The organism is Zobellia sp. B3R18, assembly GCF_018860715.1.
GTDB classification, from domain to species: domain Bacteria; phylum Bacteroidota; class Bacteroidia; order Flavobacteriales; family Flavobacteriaceae; genus Zobellia; species Zobellia russellii.
In genome coordinates, this window is record NZ_JAHKQG010000011.1 from 791516 (window position 1) to 814226 (window position 22711).

A 22711-nucleotide genomic window follows, 5' to 3' on the forward strand; every position below is an offset into this window, starting at 1 on the left:
TACGCAAAATTCCAACCGAAACAAGATAGCATATTTAACACACTTATTTAACTATTAATCAAACTATTAGACCAAAAATAAATTCATTAATGAAAAATCAGGATGTTCCTACAGTATTATTCTACAGTATGCTATTTATAAGACGCAAATATTCAAGATTCACTTTCTTTCTTGAATATTATTTTCATCTTTAGAAATGTCAAGAATCACAAGAACCCGCTAGTTCTATCCTATACTATAAACCTCTCTAAAATGTACTATATCTTTCTAATAAAGATAACTGACTACTACTCTACTGTTTGTAATAGACCGAGCATTATAGAAAGGACAATCCAAAAGTTTTAGCCATTATTTACTTTAATTGTCATGATTTACATTTCCCCAATAGATATCAACATACTTTTTCTATGAATTATGCTATAAACATTCATTACCTGTACAGCAATATCTGAACGGTAAAAATATCTTGTTCATTTAAGTTTAAGAGCTGAACAAAACCTGAACAAACTGGTTATCTCAGCAAATACCCTTAAGCTCCTTTGGTTCTTAACACCCCTTGGAATCAACCTAAAATACAGGAATAAGGTAATTTACCCCAGAACTTTTCCATAATGAAAATGTAGACTTCATAAAAATTGCTCATCCCCTATAAAATACGTTCTGAAACTCTCCCAATATCCTCATAGTTCAGTTAAAACCAATAAATAATTTGAAAATAGGAAAGCTATGTCCAGTTTTTATTGAGGACGTATTTTATTACCCAAATTCATAATCTGATAAATTTATCCCTGAATTTTTTTCAATAATTAAATACTTAATCCATTTCAATGACATATTACTACTGTCATTAAAATACCAACTACCTAATTCATTATTATGAAAGGACAAAAACCAAGATTTATGAAAATGAGCGCCCTTCTGCTCTACTTCCTATTAGGAATAAGCTGGGCGTACGCACAAGAAACCATTTCAGGTGTTGTAACAGACCAACAAAAAACTCCACTGCCAGGGGTTTCTATTGTTGTAGAAGGCACTAACAAGGGTGCAGTAACAGATTTTGACGGTAAATATTCAATTACCGCCTCGCCGGGTGTAACATTGGTGTTCTCTTACCTAGGTTTCAAAACCGAAAAACGTTCGGTTTCTGCCAACAACAAAACTATAAGCCTATCTATGGAAGAGGATTCTCAACTTCTAGAGGAGGTGGTTGTTGTAGGGTATGGAACCCAAAAGAAAAAAGAGGTAACCGGGGCCGTTGCGCAAGTCGCGTCCGAAGAATTGGTTAAAATTCCTGTATCAGATATTGGAGCCGCCATTCAAGGAAAAGTCTCCGGGGTAAACATTCAAGCTGTTAGTGGACGTCCGGGAGAAGCTGCCAACGTTCAAATTAGAGGTTTGGTATCCATAAATGGCGGAGAGCCCCTTTATGTGGTAGATAATATTCCTCAAGAAGGAAATCCTAACCTTGCACCAGAACAAATAGAATCCATAGATATCCTGAAAGATGGTGCATCCGCTTCTGTTTATGGGGTTCGTGCAGCTGGTGGAGTAATCCTAATTACAACCAAGAGAGGTAAGAAAGGTAAAATGAAAATAGACCTGAATACCTTTACCGGGATTCAAAACATTACTTCAGGAACACCTCTATCAAATACGGTAGATTTTCTCTATAACAGAGAAACCACCGCAGAAGTGGGAGGAGATGAGCCACAGACATTTTTATTGGATGCGAACGCACTAGACTGGGATACAAATTTTGTTGATGAAGTTCAAAATGACAATGCTATAATTCAAAATGTTTCTTTCAACTTATCTGGCGGTGCAGAAAATTTGACTTATAATTTCAACACCACTTACTACAAACAAGAAGGGGTTTTAATAAGTTCTGATTTTGACCGGTTAACAAACAGAATTACGGGACAATTTACCAAGGGTAAATTTAAAGCTTTTGGTTCTGCTAGTTTAACTACTGAAAACAGAAAACAAGAACCATGGAATTTATTCGGTTTTGCCATACAAAATGTACCGCATAGTGCTCCTTTTGATCAAATAAATAGAACTGGTGAAAATACCGTACTCATATCTGCTGCCAATGAAATCTTCTATGGCTTTCTTTCAAGGCAATTAGATAATATTGATGAAAGAGAAAATAAGAGCAATAGTATATCTCTTAATTTAGAATATGAGGTTTTAGATGGCTTAAGTTATAAATTAAATTTAGGTCGTAATGAGGGACAGTATTTTAGAAAGTTCTTTCAGCCACAATACCTTGCTTTAGATAGAAATGGAAATTTAAGTCCTGCAGCCTCTACCCTTAACGCAGAATTAGACTATAACTATTGGTTCTCCAAAAGAGAAACCATTGAGCATATTTTAAATTATAAAAAATCTTTTGGGCTACACAACTTTGATCTTTTAGGAGCCGCTTCTTATGAAAAATATAGGTGGCGAAGTCTTAACGTAGGAACTGTATTTGCCGATGACGCATCAAACGATGTTCAAGTATTAAATGCAGGAGCGGACCCTAAATCCCCTAATGAATTCCAAAACGGTTATACGCTTGCCGGTAAATTGGCCAGATTACAGTACAACTATGATGGAAAATATTTATTAACGGCAAGTTTTAGACGTGACGGTTCTTCCAAGTTCTCCCCAGAAACAAGATATGGTAACTTCTATGGATTTTCTGCCGGGTGGAATGTTACTGATGAAAAATGGTTTAATGTAGATGCCATTAACAATCTAAAAATTAGAGGAAGCTGGGCCCAAACAGGCTTTAATGGAATACCGGATTATGCCTTTATTCCATCCATAGAAGCGGGGGTAAATTACCCTTTTGGAACGGACGAAAATCTAGTAAACGGTCAAGTTCAACGTAGATATGCCAATCCAAATGTGGCATGGGAAACAACTGTTTCTAAAAACATTGGTTTTGAGCTGGGTCTCTTTCAAAACAAATTAAATATAACTGCCGATGTCTATAAAAATGATAAACAAGACATGTTAATTAACGAGCAGACCGCTCCTTCTTCCGGTTTGTGGCAACCACGTGCTCAAAGTACTTACGGTAGTGTAGCCCTTAATGCCGGTAACATGGTAAATAAAGGTGTAGAGTTTGCAGCTAACTACAAAGGAAAAATAGGAGACAAATTAAACTTTGGCATATCAGGAACATGGACTCTTAACGATAATAAAATCACCAATTTAAATGGTAAAACGCTTGGCCAGTCCGGGGGAACTATTAATAGAGATAACACCACCTTCTTAGCCTTAAATAATCCGGCCGGTTCTTTCTTCTTATTACAAAACGATGGTGTAATTAAAACCGAAGAAGAATTGACGGAATACCAACAGTTAGATTTAAGTGCTATTAGCTCTCCACAATTAGGTGATTTACGTTTTAAAGATATAAATGGAGATGGAGCTATTAATGACAATGACCGTGTATTCTCTGGTTCTGGTATTCCACAATGGGAAGCCGGTCTAAATCTTAATCTAGATTACAACAATTGGGATTTATCCGTACAAAGCTATATGGCTTATGGTACTGAAGTATACAATGGTAATAAAAACCTAGCCTATATAGGTGGGCGCCATCAAGATCAAGTTTTCCAATGGACACCACAAAACCCGGACTCGGACATTCCAACATTTAGACAAAATGAAGGCCATTCTAATGTAAGAGGGTTTTCAGATTGGTTCTTAGAAGACGGAACTTATCTACGTATCCGGTCCATATCCTTAGGGTATACGATTCCAAACACTCAAGACTACGGAGTAGACAAAATAAGACTCTATTTAAACTCTGTAAACCCTTTCACTTTTACGAATTATACGGGGTATGATCCTGAAGTAGGTGGTGATAGTCTATTTCAAAGAGGTGTGGACAATGGCAACTACCCTATTGCTCGCCAGTTTATGCTAGGAGTTCAATTAAGTTTTTAAAAAAATAACTATGAAATCAATGAACAAAATAATAACAAAAAGTCTTGTACTTCTTGCACTAATTATTGCTAGCTGTAATGAAAGTACATTTTTAGACGAAGAAAATCCAAATGCTCTTACGGAGACAAATTTTTGGAAAAACGAAGGACATTTTAACGCTGCTCTCGCGGCGGTTTATGGCGCTCTACAATATCGTTCCGTTAGTGGTGCCGAGTTAGTGCAGGAATTTGTGTTAGGAGATATTGCTGGTACTGAATCTTGGTATAGGCCTTATCCGTTTAGAAATCTAACTTATACAAACGGGCAAATTCACTTAACCAACAAATGGGAAGAACTGTATGTTGGCATCTTTAGGGCAAACACTATTATTTCTCAACTAGAAGAAGTAGACGAAGATACTCTTGATGATGAAGCCAAAGCGCAAATAGAGGGCCAAGCTCGTTTTTTAAGGGCTTTCTTTTACTTCCAAGTTGTTCATACCTATGGAGGAGCTATGATACATGATGGAGTAGCAGAATCTATTGAAGAATTGAGTAAGTCCATATCTACTATGGAAGAAGTAAATACTCAAATAATTATTCCAGATTTAGAGTTTGCCATGAATAATTTACCAGAATCTTGGGAAGCTAACGATGTAGGTAGAGCCACTTGGGGTGCTGCAGCTTCGTTATTAGGTAAAACATACCTCTATGATGAACAGTGGGGGCAAGCAGCCACTTTGTTTAAAGAAGTAATAGATTCTGGAATATATAGCTTAACAAGAAATATTGAAGATAATTTCTGGCACGAAAATGAATTTAATGAAGAATCTATTTTTGAAGTAAATTATTCTTTTGATATAAAACCTGGCAATAGCGGTTTTGCAGAAGATGATACTACCAATGGTGGAGCAGGTGCTGAATCTACTACCCTCAGTACCGAAGTTGGGCACCTACAATACGGAGCTTTTAATACCGTAATCGCTTCTTACAACTTGCACGAAATGTTGGTTTACGATGAAGTAGACCCCAACAATTCTATAAACGACACCAACTTAGAGTCCAGAAGAATGAACGCCACCATTGCACCTAGAAATGGTGAAGGCGACTGGTACCTTGCTCCTTTTGCAGAAGCAAAGGCAAGTTGGGGAGGCGGACAAAGTGCCTATCTAAAAAAACACTCTAACTGGTACCATCTAGATGCAGAACCACCAAGAGGACGTAGTGGTATTAATTTCAGACATATCCGTTATGCAGATGTTTTATTAATGTATGCCGAAGCCGTACTTAATGATAGCGGAGACTTTATGACTGCCATAGAATATATAGACATGGTAAGAAGTAGAGCCGGTGTCTATACTTTACAACAGTATATGGATTTGAACGGTGGCATGTTTCCACAGCTGCACGTAAGCAAACAAGTTCATGGAGACCATCCTTTGGTAGTTGCAAATGCACAAACTGTATTAACGCATATTCAACGTGTGGAACGAGCAATAGAATTATGCTTTGAAGGACACCGTTATAAAGACTTGGTACGTTGGGGTATTGTTAAAGAGGTTTTTGATGATTTACGTGCCGATGAAGTTTGGCGTGAAGCTAATTTAGATGTGACCGGACAAGGTGAGGCCCCTCTATTTATATCAGGAAGAGTTAGACCGGACTTTATTCAATCCTCACAAAATTATCGCTCGGCGCAACATGACTATTTTCCTATTCCTACTGGAGAAGTATTAAACAATCCTAATTTAAACAACTAAAACCGCTAGACATGAAAAAATATAATATCCTAAGTGTACTCTTCATCCTAGCTCTGCTTGTCTTCAGTTGCGAAAAAGAAGAGGAGCTGAACATAAGCGATGTGAACCATAGAATTATCGTAACATCCGAAATGGATTTCCAAAACAAAGTAATTGTTGGAGGTCATATAGATTTTGGCGATATCTCTAGAGGAGTTGAAACCAGAACATGGACTTTCCCCGAAAACTCTCGTATTTCAGGAGAAAAAGCCAATACGTCATCCAAAGAGGTAGTAAAAGGTGTTTTTAACAAGGCCGGAGTATATGACGTTAAACTAAGCCAAACTTTTAAGGGCAATGTTTTTCGAAATGATGATAGTACGGTTCCAAGCGACACCAAGCAGTTGGACACCACCATCGTAATCACTGTAATTGATTCTATTAAATCTGTCCTAAGGGCCTATCATGTAAACCCTGATGGAAGTGTAGGAGCTGAATTGGATTTGTCCAACGGAGCAGAAAATGAAATAGAAGCCAGTAACTCCGTTCGTTTAACCTACACCGCAATAGGCGAACCGGAAGCAATTGCATGGTCTTCGGATGGAGGAAAACCTGCCACTATAAACTCCGGTGCAGAAGAAGAGGTAGACATGCGGTTCAATAGATTAGGGTCTTGGGATCTTGAATTTATTGCCTCAAGGTTTAGACCAACGGATGCGGATACCCTTTCTTTTGAGAAAGTGATAAAAGTAATACCATCTTCCGCTCCCGTAACTTTGGATAGAGTGGCCGAACGTGAAGACAAGATTGCTTTAGAATTCAGCCGAGAAATAGATGGAAGCACGGTAGATCCAGCCGATTTTACCGTTAGAATAGAAAATAACAGAGATGAAATGAATCCTATTCTGATCAATCCTGTTATATCTACGGCGACCATAGACAAGAACGAAGCCAATATTGTTATTCTTGATTTAAGTGGAGAACAACTTTATAATGATGACCAAGTTTACGTAAGCTATACGCCCGGGAAACTTACAACCGTAGATGAAGTGGAGTCAGAAGCATTTACTGATGTTCTTTTGACAGATTTTGACCAACTGGCCAACCTTTATCCTTCTACCCCATATGATTATGGATTAGAAACATCAACTCCTGATAATTGGGCTTACCTAGGTTGGGGAGGTCATTGGGGCGAATATGATTTGGATATTGGTGTGGTTAACACACGCACTGGAACCAAGAGCCTCGATATCAACTTTAGACCCAACGGTGGTATGATCGTTGAACATAGAGATGCCGGTGGAAATCCTGTGGTAATAACCCTTGAAGAAGGTAAAAGATATGAGTTTGGCTACTGGATATATATAGAAAGTGACTTATCAGGAGTTCCTTCAGGTACTGAATCCTCAGATATTAGAATATATCCTTCAAACTGGGCTTTTGAACTGATACCTACCGTATTCACTCCTGACCTACCTACCGGAGAATGGGTATATCAAAAACAAGAATTTGATGCAGGTTTTACAGGTGAAGTAAGTTGGTTCATTAGAGGGTATAACGAGTTCAACCCACAAGCTATTAAATTTCATATAGATGATATGTTCTTAGCAGAAGTACCTGTTAGACCATAAAGGTATAACCCCCGAATCTTAACCGCTATTTTAAATAGTAAAATGGGCAGTCTTTGAATAGGCTGCCCATTTTTAATTGCAAGTCATGTATTGACTCTTTTAAGTATTATTTATACCACATATTAGAAGATATAGCGCTTTTAAATTGTGGACATAAAATCTATAAGATTTTCTCCTTTTTCTAATCCAAGTTTCTTTCTTAACCTATATCTCGAAGTATGTACACTTTCTATTGTAATGCCCAATAAAGAAGACATCTCCTTACTTGAAAACCCTAACTTTACTAGAGCGCAAAGCTTTAAATCTGTTTGTCCCAAGTCTGGATATTTTGTCCTTATTTTTTCATAGAAGCTTTGGTTTATAGAAGTAAACCGTGCTTCAAACTCCTTCCAATTTCCACCTGGGGAATTTTGAAAACCTTTGAGCATATTATGAATGGCCTTTGCGTCTATGGCATCACTTTTGGAAATATTCTGCTTTAGTTTAGCAATAAATTCTTCCTTTTCAATCAGTTGAAGGGCAGACGCAGTTAATTCCCTGTTTTTCAACATCATAACCTCATTGGTCTTTTGCTTTTCTAGTTTGTGTTTTCTTCTTAGGTTTCTAAACAAAAGAACCCCGTATAAAAACATAAAGACCACTATTACGCCCATTAAGATATTTTGTAAGAAACCTATTCTTTTTTGGTCTTCCAGCTTTTCAATTCGTACTTCTTTAAGTAGTGCCTTTTCTTTTTCTTTTTGAAGTCTGTAACGATCTTTTATTTCAAATAAATGTTTATGATTTTTACTTTTTCTGCCGAATATATTTTCATTTAATTCTTGTGCCTTATCATTGTAGTAAAAGGCTTCTTTAAAATTGTTTTGATTATAATACAGCTCGGACAAAACCTCATAGTTAAATAGCTTGTAACCCAAATGCTTATTATACATTTCCGAGAACTTAAGAGATTCCTTATAGTACTTTATTCCCTCTTCAAAATCTCCTTTTAGTTTATACACCTCTCCAATTAAAAAATAGACAATAGTAAGGTATGAAGGGCTCTTCTTTTCAAAAAAGAGTTTAGATTCGTTTAACGTGTTCAATGCATTTTCATAATCTCCTGCAATGGCATCAAAATAGCCCTTCTCCGTTTCTACGTAATATGATTTTTTATTGGGGTCTATCTTTTTTAAAGACAGCTCACAACTATCTAGATACGTCTTTGCCATTATATAATTATGGTTTACCCTATAACAATTTACAATAGCAAAGTAGTTACTGACCAGATAATCCTGACTTATCTTTTTCTCTTTAAAAAGCTGTTTTTTTAGCTTAAGGGACATATTAAAATAACGCAATGATTCTTCTTCCCTTCTATAGGCGGTATACAGCCAACCCAATTCTTGATAAATACGGGATTTTGAAATATCATCATTGGATAGATCGGCTAAAATTAACGCTTCCCAATATCCATCATAAGATTTTCCGTAATCCAACACATTATCATAAACCGCAGATAACTGGCACAGATTGTTGATTAAATTTATGGTATCCTTTTGTTCCGAATAATAGTCAATACCCGCTTTCAGATAATAGATAGCACTATCTAATTTTTTTGCCGTGAGTTGGTTTGCCTTGTCTATATACTTATTAGTGCCATAAGGCTCTTGCGCCTTTACAAACAAACAGCTCAAAATAAAAACAGTACTAAGCATTTTTAGCAATCTCCTACGCTTCATCATATCTAAAAATTATTGCCGAACAATTAAAAATCAACTAAACATTAGAAAATACAAGACTGAACATGGGTCTTTTTTTCCTAGTCAAAGTCAATATAATATTTGCTTAGTTGAAATTCATGAAAATTGAACCGGTTTTTAAGAATGTTCAGTTTTTATTCATTAGAAAACCAAAGATTTTACCCACTATTAACTAATATTTGTCAAAATAATAATGGAAAAATTACTGATACATCAATTTTTCGTTCAGATTTCTCAAATAGAAAAAACAGAACCAAAACACATGATTTTAGGTGCGAGCATAAAAATAAACCCAACAAAAACCTAGAAAAGGTAAATATGCCAAGTATAAACGTACTAGTCTATTTCCAAACATTTCATAAAAAGTACCATTACGAAACAAAACATGGGCAAAAATTAAATACAACTATTTTACCGGCCCCACTTTAAACGAAACATCAAAATTCATATAAATTAAATAACGCTTATTACAATGATTTCTAGAACCAAAACAATCCTATATTCGTTTCTCTTTTTCGCTATGCTTTCATATCATAGCTATGCCCAGAATACGACATATGACCAGAAAAAACTAGACTCTTTAGGGATAACTCAGGCCCAAATAGACCATTTGGGCATTACAGATATAGATCATTTAAGTGCCGCTTCTAAAAGGGCCTTAAAATGGCCCGTAGATTTAGGAAATGAATGGTTTATTCAGTTTTCTAACTTAAAACCGCTGAAAGGAGATTTAGCCTATGAAGAAGGTGTTGTACGTAGAGACCCCAGTGCTGTCATAAAAGAAAATGGTAAGTTCTATGTATGGTATTCCAAAAGTACCGGACCAACACAAGGTTTTGGGGGCGACGTTGAAAACGACAAGGTATTTCCTTGGGACCGTTGTGACATTTGGTATGCAACTTCGGAAGACGGAGAGACTTGGAAAGAAGAAGGACTAGCCGTACCTAGAGGCAAGGCAGGGGAATATGATGACAGATCGGTATTTACCGTAGAAATCATGAAACATGAAAACAAATATTATTTGAGCTACCAAACCGCAAAATCTCCCTATACGGTACGTGTAAAAAACCAAATTGGCCTAGCTTGGTCCAATTCTCCTGACGGCCCTTGGACAAAAAGTAAAGAACCTATATTAAGTCCTGCCGACAATGGTATTTGGAAAGGTGAGGAACAAGATAGATTTGCTGTTGAAAGAAAAGGCGACTTTGACAGCCATAAGGTTCATGACCCTTGCATTATACCGTTTGATGGCAAGTTTTATCTGTACTACAAAGGTGAACAGATGGGAGAAGAAATTACATTTGGCGGAAGACAAATCCGTCATGGTCTTGCCATTGCAGACAAACCTGAAGGACCATACATAAAATCACCATACAACCCAATTAGCAATAGCGGTCATGAAATTTGTGTTTGGCCATACAATGGTGGTGTTGCGGCCTTAATTACTACAGATGGTCCAGAAAAAAACACCATTCAATGGGCACCTGACGGTATTAATTTTGAAATAATGTCCGTCATTCCCGGAGTTACTGCACATGCCATTGGCTTAAATAGAACTGCGGACAATGAAAAAGAACCTACAGAAATATTACGCTGGGGACTTTCTCATATGTACAATAGCTGGGATTATCAAAGTATTATGAGCTTTACATCAGAAAGAAAGACCCAACATAGGGCCAAAGGAGAATAAAATACGAGTTGAGTTGAGTTTGATTAAGCAAGGACAGTATGTTACATGTAGCTACTGTCCTTTTTAATAAGTTGAATATTACTTAAACCTCATTTTTCGTAAAAATGCAACACCATTTGAACATAAAGATATCGCTAAGAAAATAATAAAACCCACTGTTTTATGACAGCAAAGGCCATAATTATAACTGGAACAAACATTGTTTTAGCACTGATACTAGTAAGTTTATCTTCGTGCCAGCACAAAGAACCAGAGACGTACGAAAGCGCCTCTTACAAGCGTTTTCGCGAAAATCAGATTTCTTACGAAAAGTATAACGAATTCAATACCCAATTCACATTTAAAAAACTACAGGGGTTGGAAGACGGCGCAGAACGTTATTACCCCTCTAGTGTAATAGAGACTGATGGTAAATATTACATGTGGTATTCAAAACCTCTATCTAACAGCGAAGTGGTAGGCCCCAATGACGCTACCGATTCACTAAGAGCTTTTCACTGGGATTTGTGCGATGTTTGGTACGCAACCTCTACCGATGGCTTAAATTGGGAGGAACAGGGAGTGGCAATTTCGCGTGGCACAGCTGGCCGTTATGACCACCGCAGCGTATTTAATCCTGATATTTTGTTTGCAAATGGCAAGTATTATCTAGTTTATCAAGCAGCAAGAAGCATTGAAGATGCTCGCTGGTCAAAACAATTCAAAACATCCGGAGATTTTACGCCTAACGTAATTGGCATGTCCGTAGCCAGCACTCCGGCGGGACCTTGGAAAGCATTGGATGAACCCATATTAAAAACCGGTTCTGAAGAAAGTTGGGATGCCGAGGTTATACACGAACCCACCTTTTTTGTTAAGGGAGGACAATATTTTCTATACTACAAAAGTCATGGCCGCTTACCATGGACCCCTAACGTATCACCGGGTAAATTTAATAAAGAACATGCCGATATACCCTTAGCCACAGGGGTTGCAATAGCCAATAACCCTGAAGGCCCGTATATTAAATCTAAGTACAATCCTGTTTTAATGGGCGGACATGGCAGCATGGTATGGCCATATCGTAACGGTGTATGCGCTACCTTGCCGGAAGGACCTGAAAGAAACAGCATTCTATTTTCTGAAGACGGTGTAAATTTTTACCCAAAAATTCAAGGTTTAACCATTCCCAAGGGTGGCGGTGCTTACCGACCAGGGAATTTTACCGATGTAAACACAAGCCCTGGACAAGGCATAACATGGGGAATTAGTCACGAATTGTACCCCAATTATCATTTTGTACGTTTTGAATGCGACTTGTCCTTAGAAAAAGGCAACAGGGTAAACGAAGAATACCAAATGGTCAAAGACTACATGAAAAATGACACCTATGACTATAACCTCAAATTGAATACCGGCACCAGATAAAGGGCACCAACCTACTTATTGCGTCTCCAACACTACACCTGATTTTTAATACCACCTGAAATGGTAATTGAATTTCCCTCAGGTCGGTGGATAGGGTAAATTCGTTTTTACCTACGATATCAAACAACAACAATAAATCTGCAAAATATAACTGCAAAAGGCAGCTAAAAAAGGAAGGGGCCTGGTTTTAACCATGCCCCTAACCCATACTAAACTAACTGAAAACTAACTCAATTTAAACAAACTCTGCACATTATATTTAAAACATAATCCTATGCCAATAGGTTAAGTATTACTATTTCTCTTCAAGTTTCCAAGTGCGTACCCAATCTACACGCATGGTATTATTAGAATCGTCATTTAGCTCTTCCTTTTGTGGTAAACCTCCCAAATAACACTCTTCAGATGTCCATAGATCAAATATTAACTCTAGCTCTCTTGTAAAGTCTTGGTTAGTGGTAACAACACCAGCTGGCTCTCCATTTAAATAAAACTGAACCGTTCTAGCATCCTTCCACCAAGCACCAACAATATGGTAGGTTTCATCCCACGTTTTTCCTTTGTTAGGATTTGCATCCGATAACATTCTCGTATCAAAATTATCCTCATGCCTTTCCGTAACACCACTTTTAGCAATAAAATACTGTGAGTTCATCTGCGTTGGGAAATCCCACGGAGCCCATGGGTAGTTACTTGGTTTCGTAGTTTGATCACTACACTCAGGAGTTGGGTTTGCATTGCTCTCAACAATATCTATCTCATCCCTATCATCAATATCGCCATTGTTCAGCCAAAACGTATTGAACGCAGAAATACTTGAGGTTTTCATACTACACTCCGTGTACATAGGATAACTTATTTTAGTTTTGGAGTGAACTCTTGCCGTTTGAAACCATTGGGAACTACCCTCATCCAATGTGGCCTGAATATTTAGTTTGCCATCTACCACACTAGAGTTTTCACTTCGCATAGAAACCGGGGTGTTACCATAGTTCCAAAAAGAATTAAACCACTTATCATCGTCCCATGAATCAAACTCATCGGACATGGCTTCCACCTTTACCCACTCCATTCCCTCCGGGGTATCATCAACTACAGAAACAAACGAAGGCAAATCAGGGTCCAAATCAGAAAGTTGGAAAGGTGCTATCTCATCTTCCTTGTCTTCCTCCTTATCATCTACTTGCATGGGGTCTTCAGGACCTTTATCCATTTCTTCATCATCGTCAGAATTTGACGAACACGCAATAAATGCACTTATAATACTACATACCAGAAACACGTTAATCTTCATATGATACTGTCTTTATAATTTGTCTTAATTTAGAAAAGTGCTTTTTGCTGCTGTGTAAGCGAATCAATCTGTCTTATCTTGATATCTTTAAAAAACACCTCTGCAGCTTCACTTTGCAATTGAATTTTCCCTTGAATCAACGGCACTTCCTTACCGTTTTCATCTATATATCTTGAGTCCTTCAAAATCATAACAACCTCTCCGTTTACGATATGAAGACTTTTACCCTCATAACAGATCAACTCAAGCGTATTCCACTCGTCATGTGGTTTTTCATAATTTCCGCTTCGTAAACAATAATTGTTATACGGACTACCCATACCAATTGGTAAATACTCCTGTGACTCATGCGCCAATGGATCCAAAACAGATTCCGGTTTGTACGCCCTAATATCTATGGCAGAATTAGCCTGGCTCCAAAAATCTCCCGTATGCCCCTCCATTATCTGAAATTCTTGAGAAAGCATCCATGAACGCCAGTACTCAACAGCCATTGGCCCCACGGAATGGTACAATATTCCAGAGTCTTTCAATAAATCTTTTCGGTAGGCCCATTTTTTATCTCCCCATTTGTACTTTAACTGAAAATGATAATTCTTATACTCCTTTTTAGTAATCAGGCAACCATAGTATTCTCCCGTATTCTTGATAATGGTTTCCTCGCCCTCTTTCACCGTTGAAAAAACGGTATAGTCGCTATTGTTTAAACCTATCGGAGCTATTTCTTCCCCATTTTCATCTAGTGGTACGGAACCGTCGTAACCGGGTTGGTGCTGATAGCTCAAATAATTATCCCACTGGGTTAAATCCTTATCAATTAATTCTTCCCACTCGTATGTTTCTTCAGGTTTTTTTTGTTCCTCATTTTTTACCTCAGAACAGGAAATCACAAGAAAGAAAAGTGGTAAATAAAGTGTAAAATGTTTCATATTATTTATTGTTGGTTATTGCCGTTTACCCTATTAAGTTTTCAGCTGATTTCAAACGGCCAAAACCATTCTGACAAGCAGGTTTTAGGGCTACACGAAGCATGCACGTATTGTAATTTTACAAAGAAATATTTACCATAACCTGTGAATTTCCGACCAATAATTAATTGTTCAGTTTTTATTGAAGCGCAGTGCAAAATGTCTATGGTTGCAGGTCTTGAACATTGCAAATGTTCAGTTTTTGTTAAGCTATATTGAGGTTAAGATTATCATATAATATCATAGTTTTAACAAAACGATATTTATTATGAAAGTTATTATGAAGGCTACTACTAGTCACAGAACAAAAAAAAACCACAGTTCACTAAATTCACTTTATAAAATCTGCTTCTTATTAGCTTTTGTATTAGCAGGCATTAATTATGGCTTTGCACAAACATCAGATTCTTCTCCTAAAGCTATTGAGGCAGCTAGCACGGAAGAAGCAAGGGTTACAGGTTTAAAGTACATTAGTGTGCACGTATTGGAGCTTGAAAAGACCCTAAAGTTATACCGTGAAATATTGGGTTTTAAAATGGCCGATGCCGAAGTACTTCACGGACCTGGACTTGAAGGAATGCTCGTAATGAAACTAAAGGCCGATGATTTGACTATTGGGCTATCACTAACGGCTCCAGAATTTATAGATACAATAGGTCCCATAGGAAACACCAACCACAACCACTTTATGCTAAAAGTAAACGACATTGTCCCAATTGGCGATAAGCTAAAAGAAGAAGGTTACGAACTGGAAAATGAAAACTACGCTCGTGACAAATACACTTTTTTTGTAGGACCAAATGGCGAAATTATTGGCCTTTCCGGTTGGGATTGATTTAAACAAAATTGCCTAACACAAACGAAGGTTCTGATGATATAAAAACATCAGGACCTTTTTTTTTTATAAGTCTTGCCTAGACTTCAAGCATTAAATAATTACATACAAGTTAGCTTTTCAGAAGAGAAGTAACCAACGGTATAATCAGGCTTAAACCCAACGAAGATAGCCTAAAACAAAAAAAGCCAGTCTTTCGACTAGCTTTTTGTTGCTCCCCCTCTTGGGCTCGAACCAAGGACCCTCTGATTAACAGTCAGATGCTCTAACCAACTGAGCTAAGGAGGAAAATATTTTCGCTTTGTTTATCTAAGCGGGTGCAAATATAATTGTTTTTTTTATTGTCCCAAATAAATTTTGCAATCTATTTTCCCATTAAGTATCTATATAGGTCATTTCCGTTGGCAAACAGTATCAAAGCCAGCAACATAAAGAATCCTATCATTTGTGCATATTCCAAAAATTTATCGCTTGGCTTACGCCCGGAAACCATTTCGTACAATAAAAACATAACATGCCCCCCATCTAAAGCTGGAATTGGCAACAGGTTCAGAACGGCCAACATAATGGACAAGAAAGCCGTTGTGCCCCAGAACACTTCCCAGTTCCATGTTTCAGGAAAAAGTCCGCCAATGGCCGCAAAACCACCCACACCTTTGTATGCTCCCGTATCTGGGTTAAAAATCTTTTTTAATTGCTTCAGATATCCCGTAAGGGTATTTACCCCTTTATTTATCCCTGCAGGAATAGATTCGGCAAACGTATATTTTTCGGTCTCTAAACGTAAAAGACCTCTTTTTTCCATTTCGTCCATAGAAACCATACCGGGGCGCACTCCTATTTGGGCAGAGTCATTTATTACTACCGGTACAACTTTACGAACGCTCTTGTCACGAACAACAGTGAGGTTAATTTTTTCGCCTTTATACTGCTCCAAAATAGGCTTTACCTCATCAAAATAGGATATTTTCTTTCCGGCAATCTCAACTATTTCATCTTTTGGCTCAAGTCCGGCATCCTTATTTAGGGACTCGGGAGAAACTTCGGCTATAACAAAAGGGATACGTGGTCCCAAAAACCTAGCACGGTCCTTATCCTCAATTAAAGTAGCTATGAAATCAACAGGAATTTCCTTCTCTATGGTTTGTCCGTCTCGTTCAATAGTAATGCTACTCCCATTAATAATGTCCATAAAGACCGTATTAAAGTCCTTTATCTTCTGGCCGTCTACCGCAATAATTTTGTCTCCGGTCTCAATACCAAGTTCATCACCAATGGTCTTTTCCGTTACATGAACACCGTCTTTTAAACTATCTCCCGGAATATATTGATCTCCGTAAGCATAGGCCATACCAATATAGATAACCAATGCCAAAACAAAGTTAACGGTAACCCCGCCCAACATAATAATAAGTCTTTGCCAAGCCGGCTTACTTCTAAATTCCCATTCCTTTGGCTCTTCTTGCATAGCCTCGGTATCCATACTTTCGTCTATCATACCGGAAATCTTTACATAACCTCCTAAAGGAAGCCACCCAATACCATAAACGGTTTCGCCTATCTTCTTTTTGAAAAGCGAGAACTTTACATCAAAGAATAGGTAGAACTTTTCTACACGGGTCTTAAATAATTTTGCCGGGATAAAATGCCCCATTTCGTGAAGCACTATTAATAGTGAAAGGCTTAAAAAAAATTGTATGGCCTTAATAAGGAACGGACTCATCTATGTTTTCTATAATTAATGAACTCTTATTGAATTCAGCCGACAAAAGTACACTTTTACGGCCGCTTAAAAAAAATTACTGATAACCGCCATTTATTTTTAAGAAACATTTAGCAGCGCTCTTAGCAGTTAAGACTTGAATGCTTGTACTGACTAACGTATCTTTACCAAAAAGATTATGCGCACATTTTTTGCCAAATATAAATTTTTTGGCCTCGTGTTATTGGGGCTCTCTGCGGTAATCATGTATTTGTTTTATAACGCCCTGCAACCCCCCAAAATCCTAACAATTTACCAACCTACCATGGTTAACCCGGAATTGGTTGACAGTACGCTTCAATACAAAAGAAAATACCATACCATTGCAGATTTCTCGTTGATCAACCAAAATGGAAAAACCATAACCCAAGCCGATTACAACGACAAAATCTATATTGCCGATTTCTTTTTTACCACCTGCCCAACTATATGCCCCATAATGACCAAGAATATGGCCAGTATACAGGAAAGAATTAAGGGTTTTGATGATGTAATGTTGCTATCACATTCAGTTACACCGGAGATAGATTCTGTGGCACAACTAAAAAAATATGCAATAGAAAAAGGTGTAGATGATTCTAAATGGAACCTTGTTACGGGCGATAAAAAACAGATATACGAGTTGGCCCGTAAATCATACCTAGCCGTAAAAGACGATGGCGATGGCGGACCTTTTGATATGATCCATACCGAAAATTTTATTCTAGTGGACAAGAAAAAGCGCATTCGCGGCTTTTACGATGGCACCAATGAAGAAGAAGTTGAAAAACTGATGGCTGATTTAAAAATTCTAATGACCCCTAACCAAGAAGAATAAACTACAGGGCAATACCAAATTCCCAAAAGTATATTCTTGTATTCAACTTACGGGCCTCTCTATTTTCCACATCGGCCACTGTAGCACGCAAACATCCTAAAGTTTTATGATTTTTTGGGATTCAACACACGGCTTTTAGGATAAATTATGCTACTTTTGCCTTACTTATAATCAATCTAAATAAACGTTGGTAATAACGGTCGCACAGCTGAAAAAAGGACAAAAAGGAATCATCAAAGAATTCTCTGACGATTCCCTACCCATTAAATTGTTAGAATTGGGCTGTTTGCCCGGCAACGAGATAGAATTGGTCCAAATAGCTCCTTTTAAAGACCCTATTTATGTAAATGTAAACGGCTCCCATATTGCCATTAGGCGTGAGACCGCACGGCTCATTGAGCTGGAAATTTTAGAAGACACTTCCGTTCTATGAGCAAACAAATTAACGTTGCCCTTATAGGAAACCCCAATACTGGTAAAACTTCTGTTTTCAATCAACTTACCGGTTTAAAACAAAAAGTTGGTAATTACCCAGGTATCACCGTTGAAAAAAAGGAGGGTGTGTGCAAGCTTCCCAGAGGCGTAAAGGCACATATACTGGATTTACCGGGAACATATAGTTTGAACACTACTTCTTTGGACGAAAGTGTTGCCGTAGAACTTCTACTGAACAAAAATGACAAGAACCACCCAGATGTGGCCATAGTCGTATCCGATGTAGAAAACCTGAAGAGAAACCTTCTTCTATTCACGCAAATAAAAGACCTTAAAATACCGGCCATTCTTGTCATTAACATGGCAGATCGTATGTCCCGCAAAGGTATATCCGTAGATATTCCGCTTTTGGAAGAAAAGTTGAATACCAAAATTGCCTTGGTGAGCACCAGAAAGGGCATTGGTATTGACAAGCTGAAAGAACTCATTTCCGATTATAAAAACCTTTCAACTGAACAAAATGTAGATATTACGGTTATTGACCCTGGGTATTTTAAAAAATTAAAGGACGCTTTTCCTAATGAGGACCTGTATAAGTTGTGGCTTGTGATTACGCAAGACGTAAATTTTATGCCCATTGAGAAAAAACTGTTCAAAGATGCCTCTTCTTTTGCTACCAAATCAAAATCAGAACTGAAGCGCTTGCAGCAGAAGGAAACCGTTTTAAGGTACCAGTTTATAAACGGCATTCTAAAAGAGACCTACAAAGTAGATTTGGCCATAGCCAAAGGCTTTAGGGCTTCGCTGGATAAGATTCTAACCCACAAGGTTTTTGGATATGTAATTTTCTTTGCCATCCTTCTGGTTATATTTCAAGGTATTTACGACTGGAGTGGCTACCCTCAAGACCTCATCGAAACATTTTTTGCCTCCGCCAGCTCGTGGGTAAAGGACACTTTGCCTCCCGGTGTATTTACCAACCTCATTGCAGAAGGTATACTAACGGGTATTGGTGGTATAGCCATGTTCATTCCGCAAATAGCATTTCTTTTCCTGTTCATTTCTTTGCTGGAAGAAACGGGCTATATGAGCCGTGTGGTGTTCCTAATGGACCGTCTGATGCGCCCCTTTGGCCTAAGCGGTAAAAGTGTTGTGCCCCTAATGTCCGGTACGGCATGCGCCATACCCGCGGTAATGGCCACCCGAACCATTGAAAATTGGAAAGAGCGATTAATAACTATTCTTGTTACGCCATTTACAACCTGTTCGGCAAGGCTTCCCATTTACATTATTATTATTGCCCTAGTAATACCTGAAGGTAGTTTCTTGGGCTTTGGTTACAAAGCCTTGACCCTTATGTTGCTCTATCTACTAGGTTTTGGGGCAGCTATTATATCCGCTTTAATACTTAATAAAATTTTAAAGATTAAGGGTAGGTCCTTTTTTGTGGTAGAAATGCCCAACTATAAGCTGCCATTACCAAAAAACGTTGCCTATACGGTTTGGGAAAAGACCAAAAGTTTTGTTTTGGGTGCCGGTAAAATAATTTTGGCCATATCCGTAGTACTTTGGTTCTTAGGCTCCAATGGCTATGGCGATAATTTTAACAATGCAGACGAAATTGTATCCAACCGAGTTAAAACCGAAGGATTCTCGGATTTTAATCAAGTTAGTATTGCCAACGACCTATCCGCTTACAAAACAGCTTTAAAGGACAGTATAAGGAACAATGTCTATCGTATAGATAATACCGCCCTGACCGATTCACTTACCCAAAAACAAACCCTACTTGAGCAGAGGGCACTTAGCCAAGAAATATCCAGCTACAAGCTAGAGAATTCTTATATGGGCTATATGGGGAAAGCTATTGAACCTATTGTACACCCACTGGGTTACGACTGGAAAATTGGTATTGCGGTACTTACATCCTTTGCCGCTCGCGAAGTATTTGTTGGTACTTTGGCCACCATTTACAGCGTTGGAAACGATCAGGAAGAAACCATTCAAAACCGAATGGCAGCAGAAATAAACCCAAAAACCAAGAAACCATTATTTAATTTGGCATCTGGTATTTCATTATTGCTATTCTATGCTTTCGCCATGCAATGTATGAGTACCTTGGCAGTGGTGAAACGCGAAACCAATACTTGGAAATGGCCTGCGGCACAATTGGTATTTATGAGCACTTTTGCTTATATTGTAGCTTTAGTTGCCTATCAAATATTAAAATAAGATGAGTGTACTTCAACCCATATTGGTTTATATTGTTCTAGCAATCTCCGTAGGTTATTTGGTCAAGAAATTCCTTTTGCCAAAAGCATTGTTTTCAAGTAAGAAAAGCAACAGCAAAGCTTGCGGACAAGATGGTTGTGGCTGCCATTAACTTTTTAGAAAAATTTCGTGTACCTTACCCTTCGTGTAAGTCTTTCGTTAATAAAAGAATAAATCGGTATTAAATAAATCAAAAAAACCGTGCTTACTTCAAATGCTATTGCTTTTTTTGAATAGCCATTAGCCGTGAATATGCAAAAGCCAATTTTTTACCTCTTCGCTTTTTTTCTTTTTTCATCTACCGTGCAACATGCACAAAGCTTAACCTCAGTAATTGTTGATTCCGTTTCAAAAAAGCCTGTTCCGTATGCAACGGTTCAATTGAACAACAAAGGAATGATTACCAACGAAGAGGGCAGGTTCAAGTTTCTACTAAAGGATGATATTAAGGCCACAGATTCACTTTTTATTTCGTGCATTGGTTACGAATCTATGGGCAAACCCATTTCCGAATTTACGGACAGCCTCATTTACTTAAGGCCAAAAGCCATAGAATTAAGGGAAGTTATCGTTTCCAATAAAAATTATACCCCAAGGGAAATTATTGAATTGGTAGAGGAAAACATACAGAAAAATTACATTACCCAATTTTCTAAAAAAAGACTTTTTCTAAGGGAAACCTACCAAAATAATATCATCAAGACCCAATATGAAATTAAGAAATCTTCCATTGAAGCTTTCAACAAGAATTTCTTGGATAGTGTTATTCAGACCATTCCCAAGAACAATATTTATTATACCGAGATGTTGGGCGACCTCTATGGTGCAGATGATGCCGATGAACAAAAACTAGACCTCATAAAAGCTTCTGAGCTTTATGATAAAAGTAAGGAGCTAGATGTTGAACTCTTGGAGGAAAAGTTTAATAAAATTGTAAAAGAAAATATTAAAACCGATTCTTATTTTAAAGTGAAATCGGGATTGTTCGGAACCAAGGTAGATGCCGAAGACATGGGCGATATTTTTAAGGAAGAGATAGATTCTACGGATATTGCCGCCCTAAACAAACAGCTTGAGGAAGAAAAGAAAAAGAAAGAAGAACGCCGTGAGTTTTTCTTGGAATACAAGCGCAAAACACTGGGAAACCTTTTTGAGAATCTTCCCATTTTTGATGATACGGATTACAATGTTATTTTCAAGCCTAGACGCTATGAACTAACGCTTGAAAACCACACGTACCTAGGTGACCAAGCCGTGTATGTTATCCGGTTTGTACCCGATGGTTCTCCGGAATTTGGTGGAGTGCTCTATATCAATTCAGATGATTTTGCATTGATTCGCATGGATTTTGAGAATACGGAATCGCTTCGTGATTTTAAACTCCTTGGGGTTTCCGTGAACGAATATTTGGCAAAAGGAAGTATTCTGTTCGATAAAGGAGCTGACCAGAAGTACCATTTACGATACTACAACATTATAAAGGGTATAAGGGCCGGTTTTAAAAGACCGCTGACCATCATTGAAAAAAACAAGAACGTAAAAGGCAGACGTAAACAGAATGAATTGGCGCTAAAAGTAGATGCTGCCTTTGGGAACATTAATCAATATGAACTTATAGTCTTTGACGAGGAACCAATCAATTCCGGGCAATTTGAAGCCTTTAAGGAAAAAACCGGTGTTTTACCAACCTATATGCCAGACTATGACCCTAACTTTTGGAAAGGCTATGACATTATAGAACCCAATCAGGCCATAAAAGAATTTACTTCGGAAGTACAACTAGAAAATTAGACAAGGTTTCCAATAAAGCTAAATAGTAACAGTGCCCAACCACACACCAGTAATAACCCGCCCAACGGAGTTATTGGGCCCAAAAACCGCATTTTCTTTCCTTTTGCAGAACTGATCACCAAAGTATAAATACTGAAAGAAAACAGAAAAGTTCCAATAGCAAAACAGTACACCATATACTGCTGAGAGACAACATCCATATTAAAATTGAAACCGATTAAAAGCAGTACCAAGGCATGGTACATTTGGTATTTAACCCCAGTTTCAAAACTTTTAAGCTGGTCCTCAGAAAGCAATTTCTTTAAAGCGTGAGCACCAAAAGCACCAAATATTACTGCTAAAAGACCATATAACGCACCAATAACCTGAGCTAATAGAACCATACATATATTTTAAAACAAAGATA

General features: G+C 37.8%; 16 protein-coding genes and 1 tRNA gene. 11 read left to right on the forward strand and 6 right to left on the reverse strand.

The features are described 5' to 3' along the window. Window positions 1–900: 900 nt before the first annotated feature. The 3 genes from KO513_RS09875 to KO513_RS09885 are packed head-to-tail and all read left to right on the forward strand — an operon-like array spanning window position 901 to window position 7293. Window positions 901–3945, forward strand: coding sequence for a SusC/RagA family TonB-linked outer membrane protein (locus KO513_RS09875; RefSeq protein ID WP_252735749.1), 3045 nt, complete (start codon window positions 901–903; stop codon window positions 3943–3945). Between the two features lie 19 nt (window positions 3946–3964). Beyond that, window positions 3965–5683 (forward strand): RagB/SusD family nutrient uptake outer membrane protein, encoded by a 1719-nt coding sequence (locus KO513_RS09880; RefSeq protein WP_215913246.1) that lies wholly within the window; start codon window positions 3965–3967, stop codon window positions 5681–5683. 11 nt (window positions 5684–5694) lie between these two features. Then, on the forward strand, window positions 5695–7293 hold the full coding sequence (locus KO513_RS09885; RefSeq protein WP_215913247.1) for a hypothetical protein: 1599 nt from the start codon (window positions 5695–5697) through the stop codon (window positions 7291–7293). Window positions 7294–7433: 140 nt separating this feature from the next. Here KO513_RS09885 and KO513_RS09890 read toward each other — a convergent pair whose 3' ends face one another. Further along, window positions 7434–9017 (reverse strand): tetratricopeptide repeat protein, encoded by a 1584-nt coding sequence (locus KO513_RS09890; protein WP_215913248.1) that lies wholly within the window; start codon window positions 9015–9017, stop codon window positions 7434–7436. Window positions 9018–9507: 490 nt separating this feature from the next. Here KO513_RS09890 and KO513_RS09895 point away from each other — a divergent pair, with 490 nt between their 5' ends. Together KO513_RS09895 and KO513_RS09900 are read left to right on the forward strand one after the other, a co-directional pair. Continuing rightward, entirely contained in the window at window positions 9508–10725 is a 1218-nt protein-coding gene (locus KO513_RS09895; RefSeq protein ID WP_215913249.1) for a glycoside hydrolase family 117 protein, read from the forward strand. Window positions 10726–10887: 162 nt separating this feature from the next. Then, on the forward strand, window positions 10888–12132 hold the full coding sequence (locus tag KO513_RS09900) for a glycoside hydrolase family 117 protein (protein WP_215913250.1): 1245 nt from the start codon (window positions 10888–10890) through the stop codon (window positions 12130–12132). 295 nt (window positions 12133–12427) lie between these two features. Here KO513_RS09900 and KO513_RS09905 read toward each other — a convergent pair whose 3' ends face one another. Together KO513_RS09905 and KO513_RS09910 are read right to left on the reverse strand one after the other, a co-directional pair. Beyond that, a complete protein-coding gene (locus KO513_RS09905) occupies window positions 12428–13426 on the reverse strand; it encodes a family 16 glycosylhydrolase (protein WP_215913251.1) in 999 nt (332 codons plus the stop codon). A 29-nt stretch (window positions 13427–13455) separates the two neighbouring features. After that, a complete protein-coding gene (locus tag KO513_RS09910) occupies window positions 13456–14355 on the reverse strand; it encodes a 3-keto-disaccharide hydrolase (protein WP_215913252.1) in 900 nt (299 codons plus the stop codon). A gap of 307 nt (window positions 14356–14662) precedes the next feature. Between KO513_RS09910 and KO513_RS09915 the strand changes: the two genes are divergently transcribed. Next, window positions 14663–15229: a VOC family protein gene (locus KO513_RS09915; protein ID WP_215913253.1), complete on the forward strand. Its 567-nt coding sequence runs from the start codon at window positions 14663–14665 to the stop codon at window positions 15227–15229. A gap of 214 nt (window positions 15230–15443) precedes the next feature. On the opposite strand, the gene KO513_RS09920 is transcribed toward KO513_RS09915, so the two are convergent. Together KO513_RS09920 and rseP are read right to left on the reverse strand one after the other, a co-directional pair. Next, window positions 15444–15517, reverse strand: a tRNA-Asn gene (locus KO513_RS09920). 76 nt (window positions 15518–15593) lie between these two features. Next, entirely contained in the window at window positions 15594–16952 is a 1359-nt protein-coding gene (rseP, locus tag KO513_RS09925; RefSeq protein WP_215913254.1) for an RIP metalloprotease RseP, read from the reverse strand. A gap of 178 nt (window positions 16953–17130) precedes the next feature. Here rseP and KO513_RS09930 point away from each other — a divergent pair, with 178 nt between their 5' ends. From KO513_RS09930 to KO513_RS09950, 5 genes are all read left to right on the forward strand, one after another. After that, window positions 17131–17808, forward strand: coding sequence for an SCO family protein (locus KO513_RS09930; RefSeq protein ID WP_215913255.1), 678 nt, complete (start codon window positions 17131–17133; stop codon window positions 17806–17808). 187 nt (window positions 17809–17995) lie between these two features. Further along, a complete protein-coding gene (locus KO513_RS09935; RefSeq protein WP_215913256.1) occupies window positions 17996–18241 on the forward strand; it encodes a FeoA family protein in 246 nt (81 codons plus the stop codon). Further along, window positions 18238–20475 carry a ferrous iron transport protein B gene (gene feoB / locus KO513_RS09940; protein ID WP_215913257.1) on the forward strand — a complete coding sequence of 746 codons (2238 nt, stop codon included), beginning with the start codon at window positions 18238–18240 and terminating at the stop codon, window positions 20473–20475. Before KO513_RS09935 ends, feoB begins: the two co-directional genes overlap by 4 nt. A gap of 1 nt (window position 20476) precedes the next feature. Continuing rightward, window positions 20477–20626: a hypothetical protein gene (locus KO513_RS09945; RefSeq protein ID WP_215913258.1), complete on the forward strand. Its 150-nt coding sequence runs from the start codon at window positions 20477–20479 to the stop codon at window positions 20624–20626. A 140-nt stretch (window positions 20627–20766) separates the two neighbouring features. After that, window positions 20767–22305 carry a carboxypeptidase-like regulatory domain-containing protein gene (locus KO513_RS09950; RefSeq protein WP_215913259.1) on the forward strand — a complete coding sequence of 513 codons (1539 nt, stop codon included), beginning with the start codon at window positions 20767–20769 and terminating at the stop codon, window positions 22303–22305. On the opposite strand, the gene KO513_RS09955 is transcribed toward KO513_RS09950, so the two are convergent. Further along, complete coding sequence (locus tag KO513_RS09955; RefSeq protein WP_215913260.1) at window positions 22302–22688, reverse strand: DUF423 domain-containing protein; 387 nt, start codon at window positions 22686–22688, stop codon at window positions 22302–22304. The two genes, KO513_RS09950 and KO513_RS09955, sit on opposite strands and share 4 nt — an antisense overlap. Window positions 22689–22711: the final 23 nt, after the last annotated feature.

What these genes read in the sequence shown, in the direction of transcription:
- KO513_RS09875 (WP_252735749.1), top strand. Translation starts at nt 901, where the DNA reads ATGAAAATGAGCGCCCTTCTGCTCTACTTCCTATTAGGAATAAGCTGG.
- KO513_RS09880 (WP_215913246.1), top strand. Translation starts at nt 3,965, where the DNA reads ATGAACAAAATAATAACAAAAAGTCTTGTACTTCTTGCACTAATTATT.
- KO513_RS09885 (WP_215913247.1), top strand. Translation starts at nt 5,695, where the DNA reads ATGAAAAAATATAATATCCTAAGTGTACTCTTCATCCTAGCTCTGCTT.
- KO513_RS09890 (WP_215913248.1), bottom strand. Translation starts at nt 9,017, where the DNA reads ATGATGAAGCGTAGGAGATTGCTAAAAATGCTTAGTACTGTTTTTATT.
- KO513_RS09895 (WP_215913249.1), top strand. Translation starts at nt 9,508, where the DNA reads ATGATTTCTAGAACCAAAACAATCCTATATTCGTTTCTCTTTTTCGCT.
- KO513_RS09900 (WP_215913250.1), top strand. Translation starts at nt 10,888, where the DNA reads ATGACAGCAAAGGCCATAATTATAACTGGAACAAACATTGTTTTAGCA.
- KO513_RS09905 (WP_215913251.1), bottom strand. Translation starts at nt 13,426, where the DNA reads ATGAAGATTAACGTGTTTCTGGTATGTAGTATTATAAGTGCATTTATT.
- KO513_RS09910 (WP_215913252.1), bottom strand. Translation starts at nt 14,355, where the DNA reads ATGAAACATTTTACACTTTATTTACCACTTTTCTTTCTTGTGATTTCC.
- KO513_RS09915 (WP_215913253.1), top strand. Translation starts at nt 14,663, where the DNA reads ATGAAAGTTATTATGAAGGCTACTACTAGTCACAGAACAAAAAAAAAC.
- rseP (WP_215913254.1), bottom strand. Translation starts at nt 16,952, where the DNA reads ATGAGTCCGTTCCTTATTAAGGCCATACAATTTTTTTTAAGCCTTTCA.
- KO513_RS09930 (WP_215913255.1), top strand. Translation starts at nt 17,131, where the DNA reads ATGCGCACATTTTTTGCCAAATATAAATTTTTTGGCCTCGTGTTATTG.
- feoB (WP_215913257.1), top strand. Translation starts at nt 18,238, where the DNA reads ATGAGCAAACAAATTAACGTTGCCCTTATAGGAAACCCCAATACTGGT.
- KO513_RS09945 (WP_215913258.1), top strand. Translation starts at nt 20,477, where the DNA reads ATGAGTGTACTTCAACCCATATTGGTTTATATTGTTCTAGCAATCTCC.
- KO513_RS09950 (WP_215913259.1), top strand. Translation starts at nt 20,767, where the DNA reads ATGCAAAAGCCAATTTTTTACCTCTTCGCTTTTTTTCTTTTTTCATCT.
- KO513_RS09955 (WP_215913260.1), bottom strand. Translation starts at nt 22,688, where the DNA reads ATGGTTCTATTAGCTCAGGTTATTGGTGCGTTATATGGTCTTTTAGCA.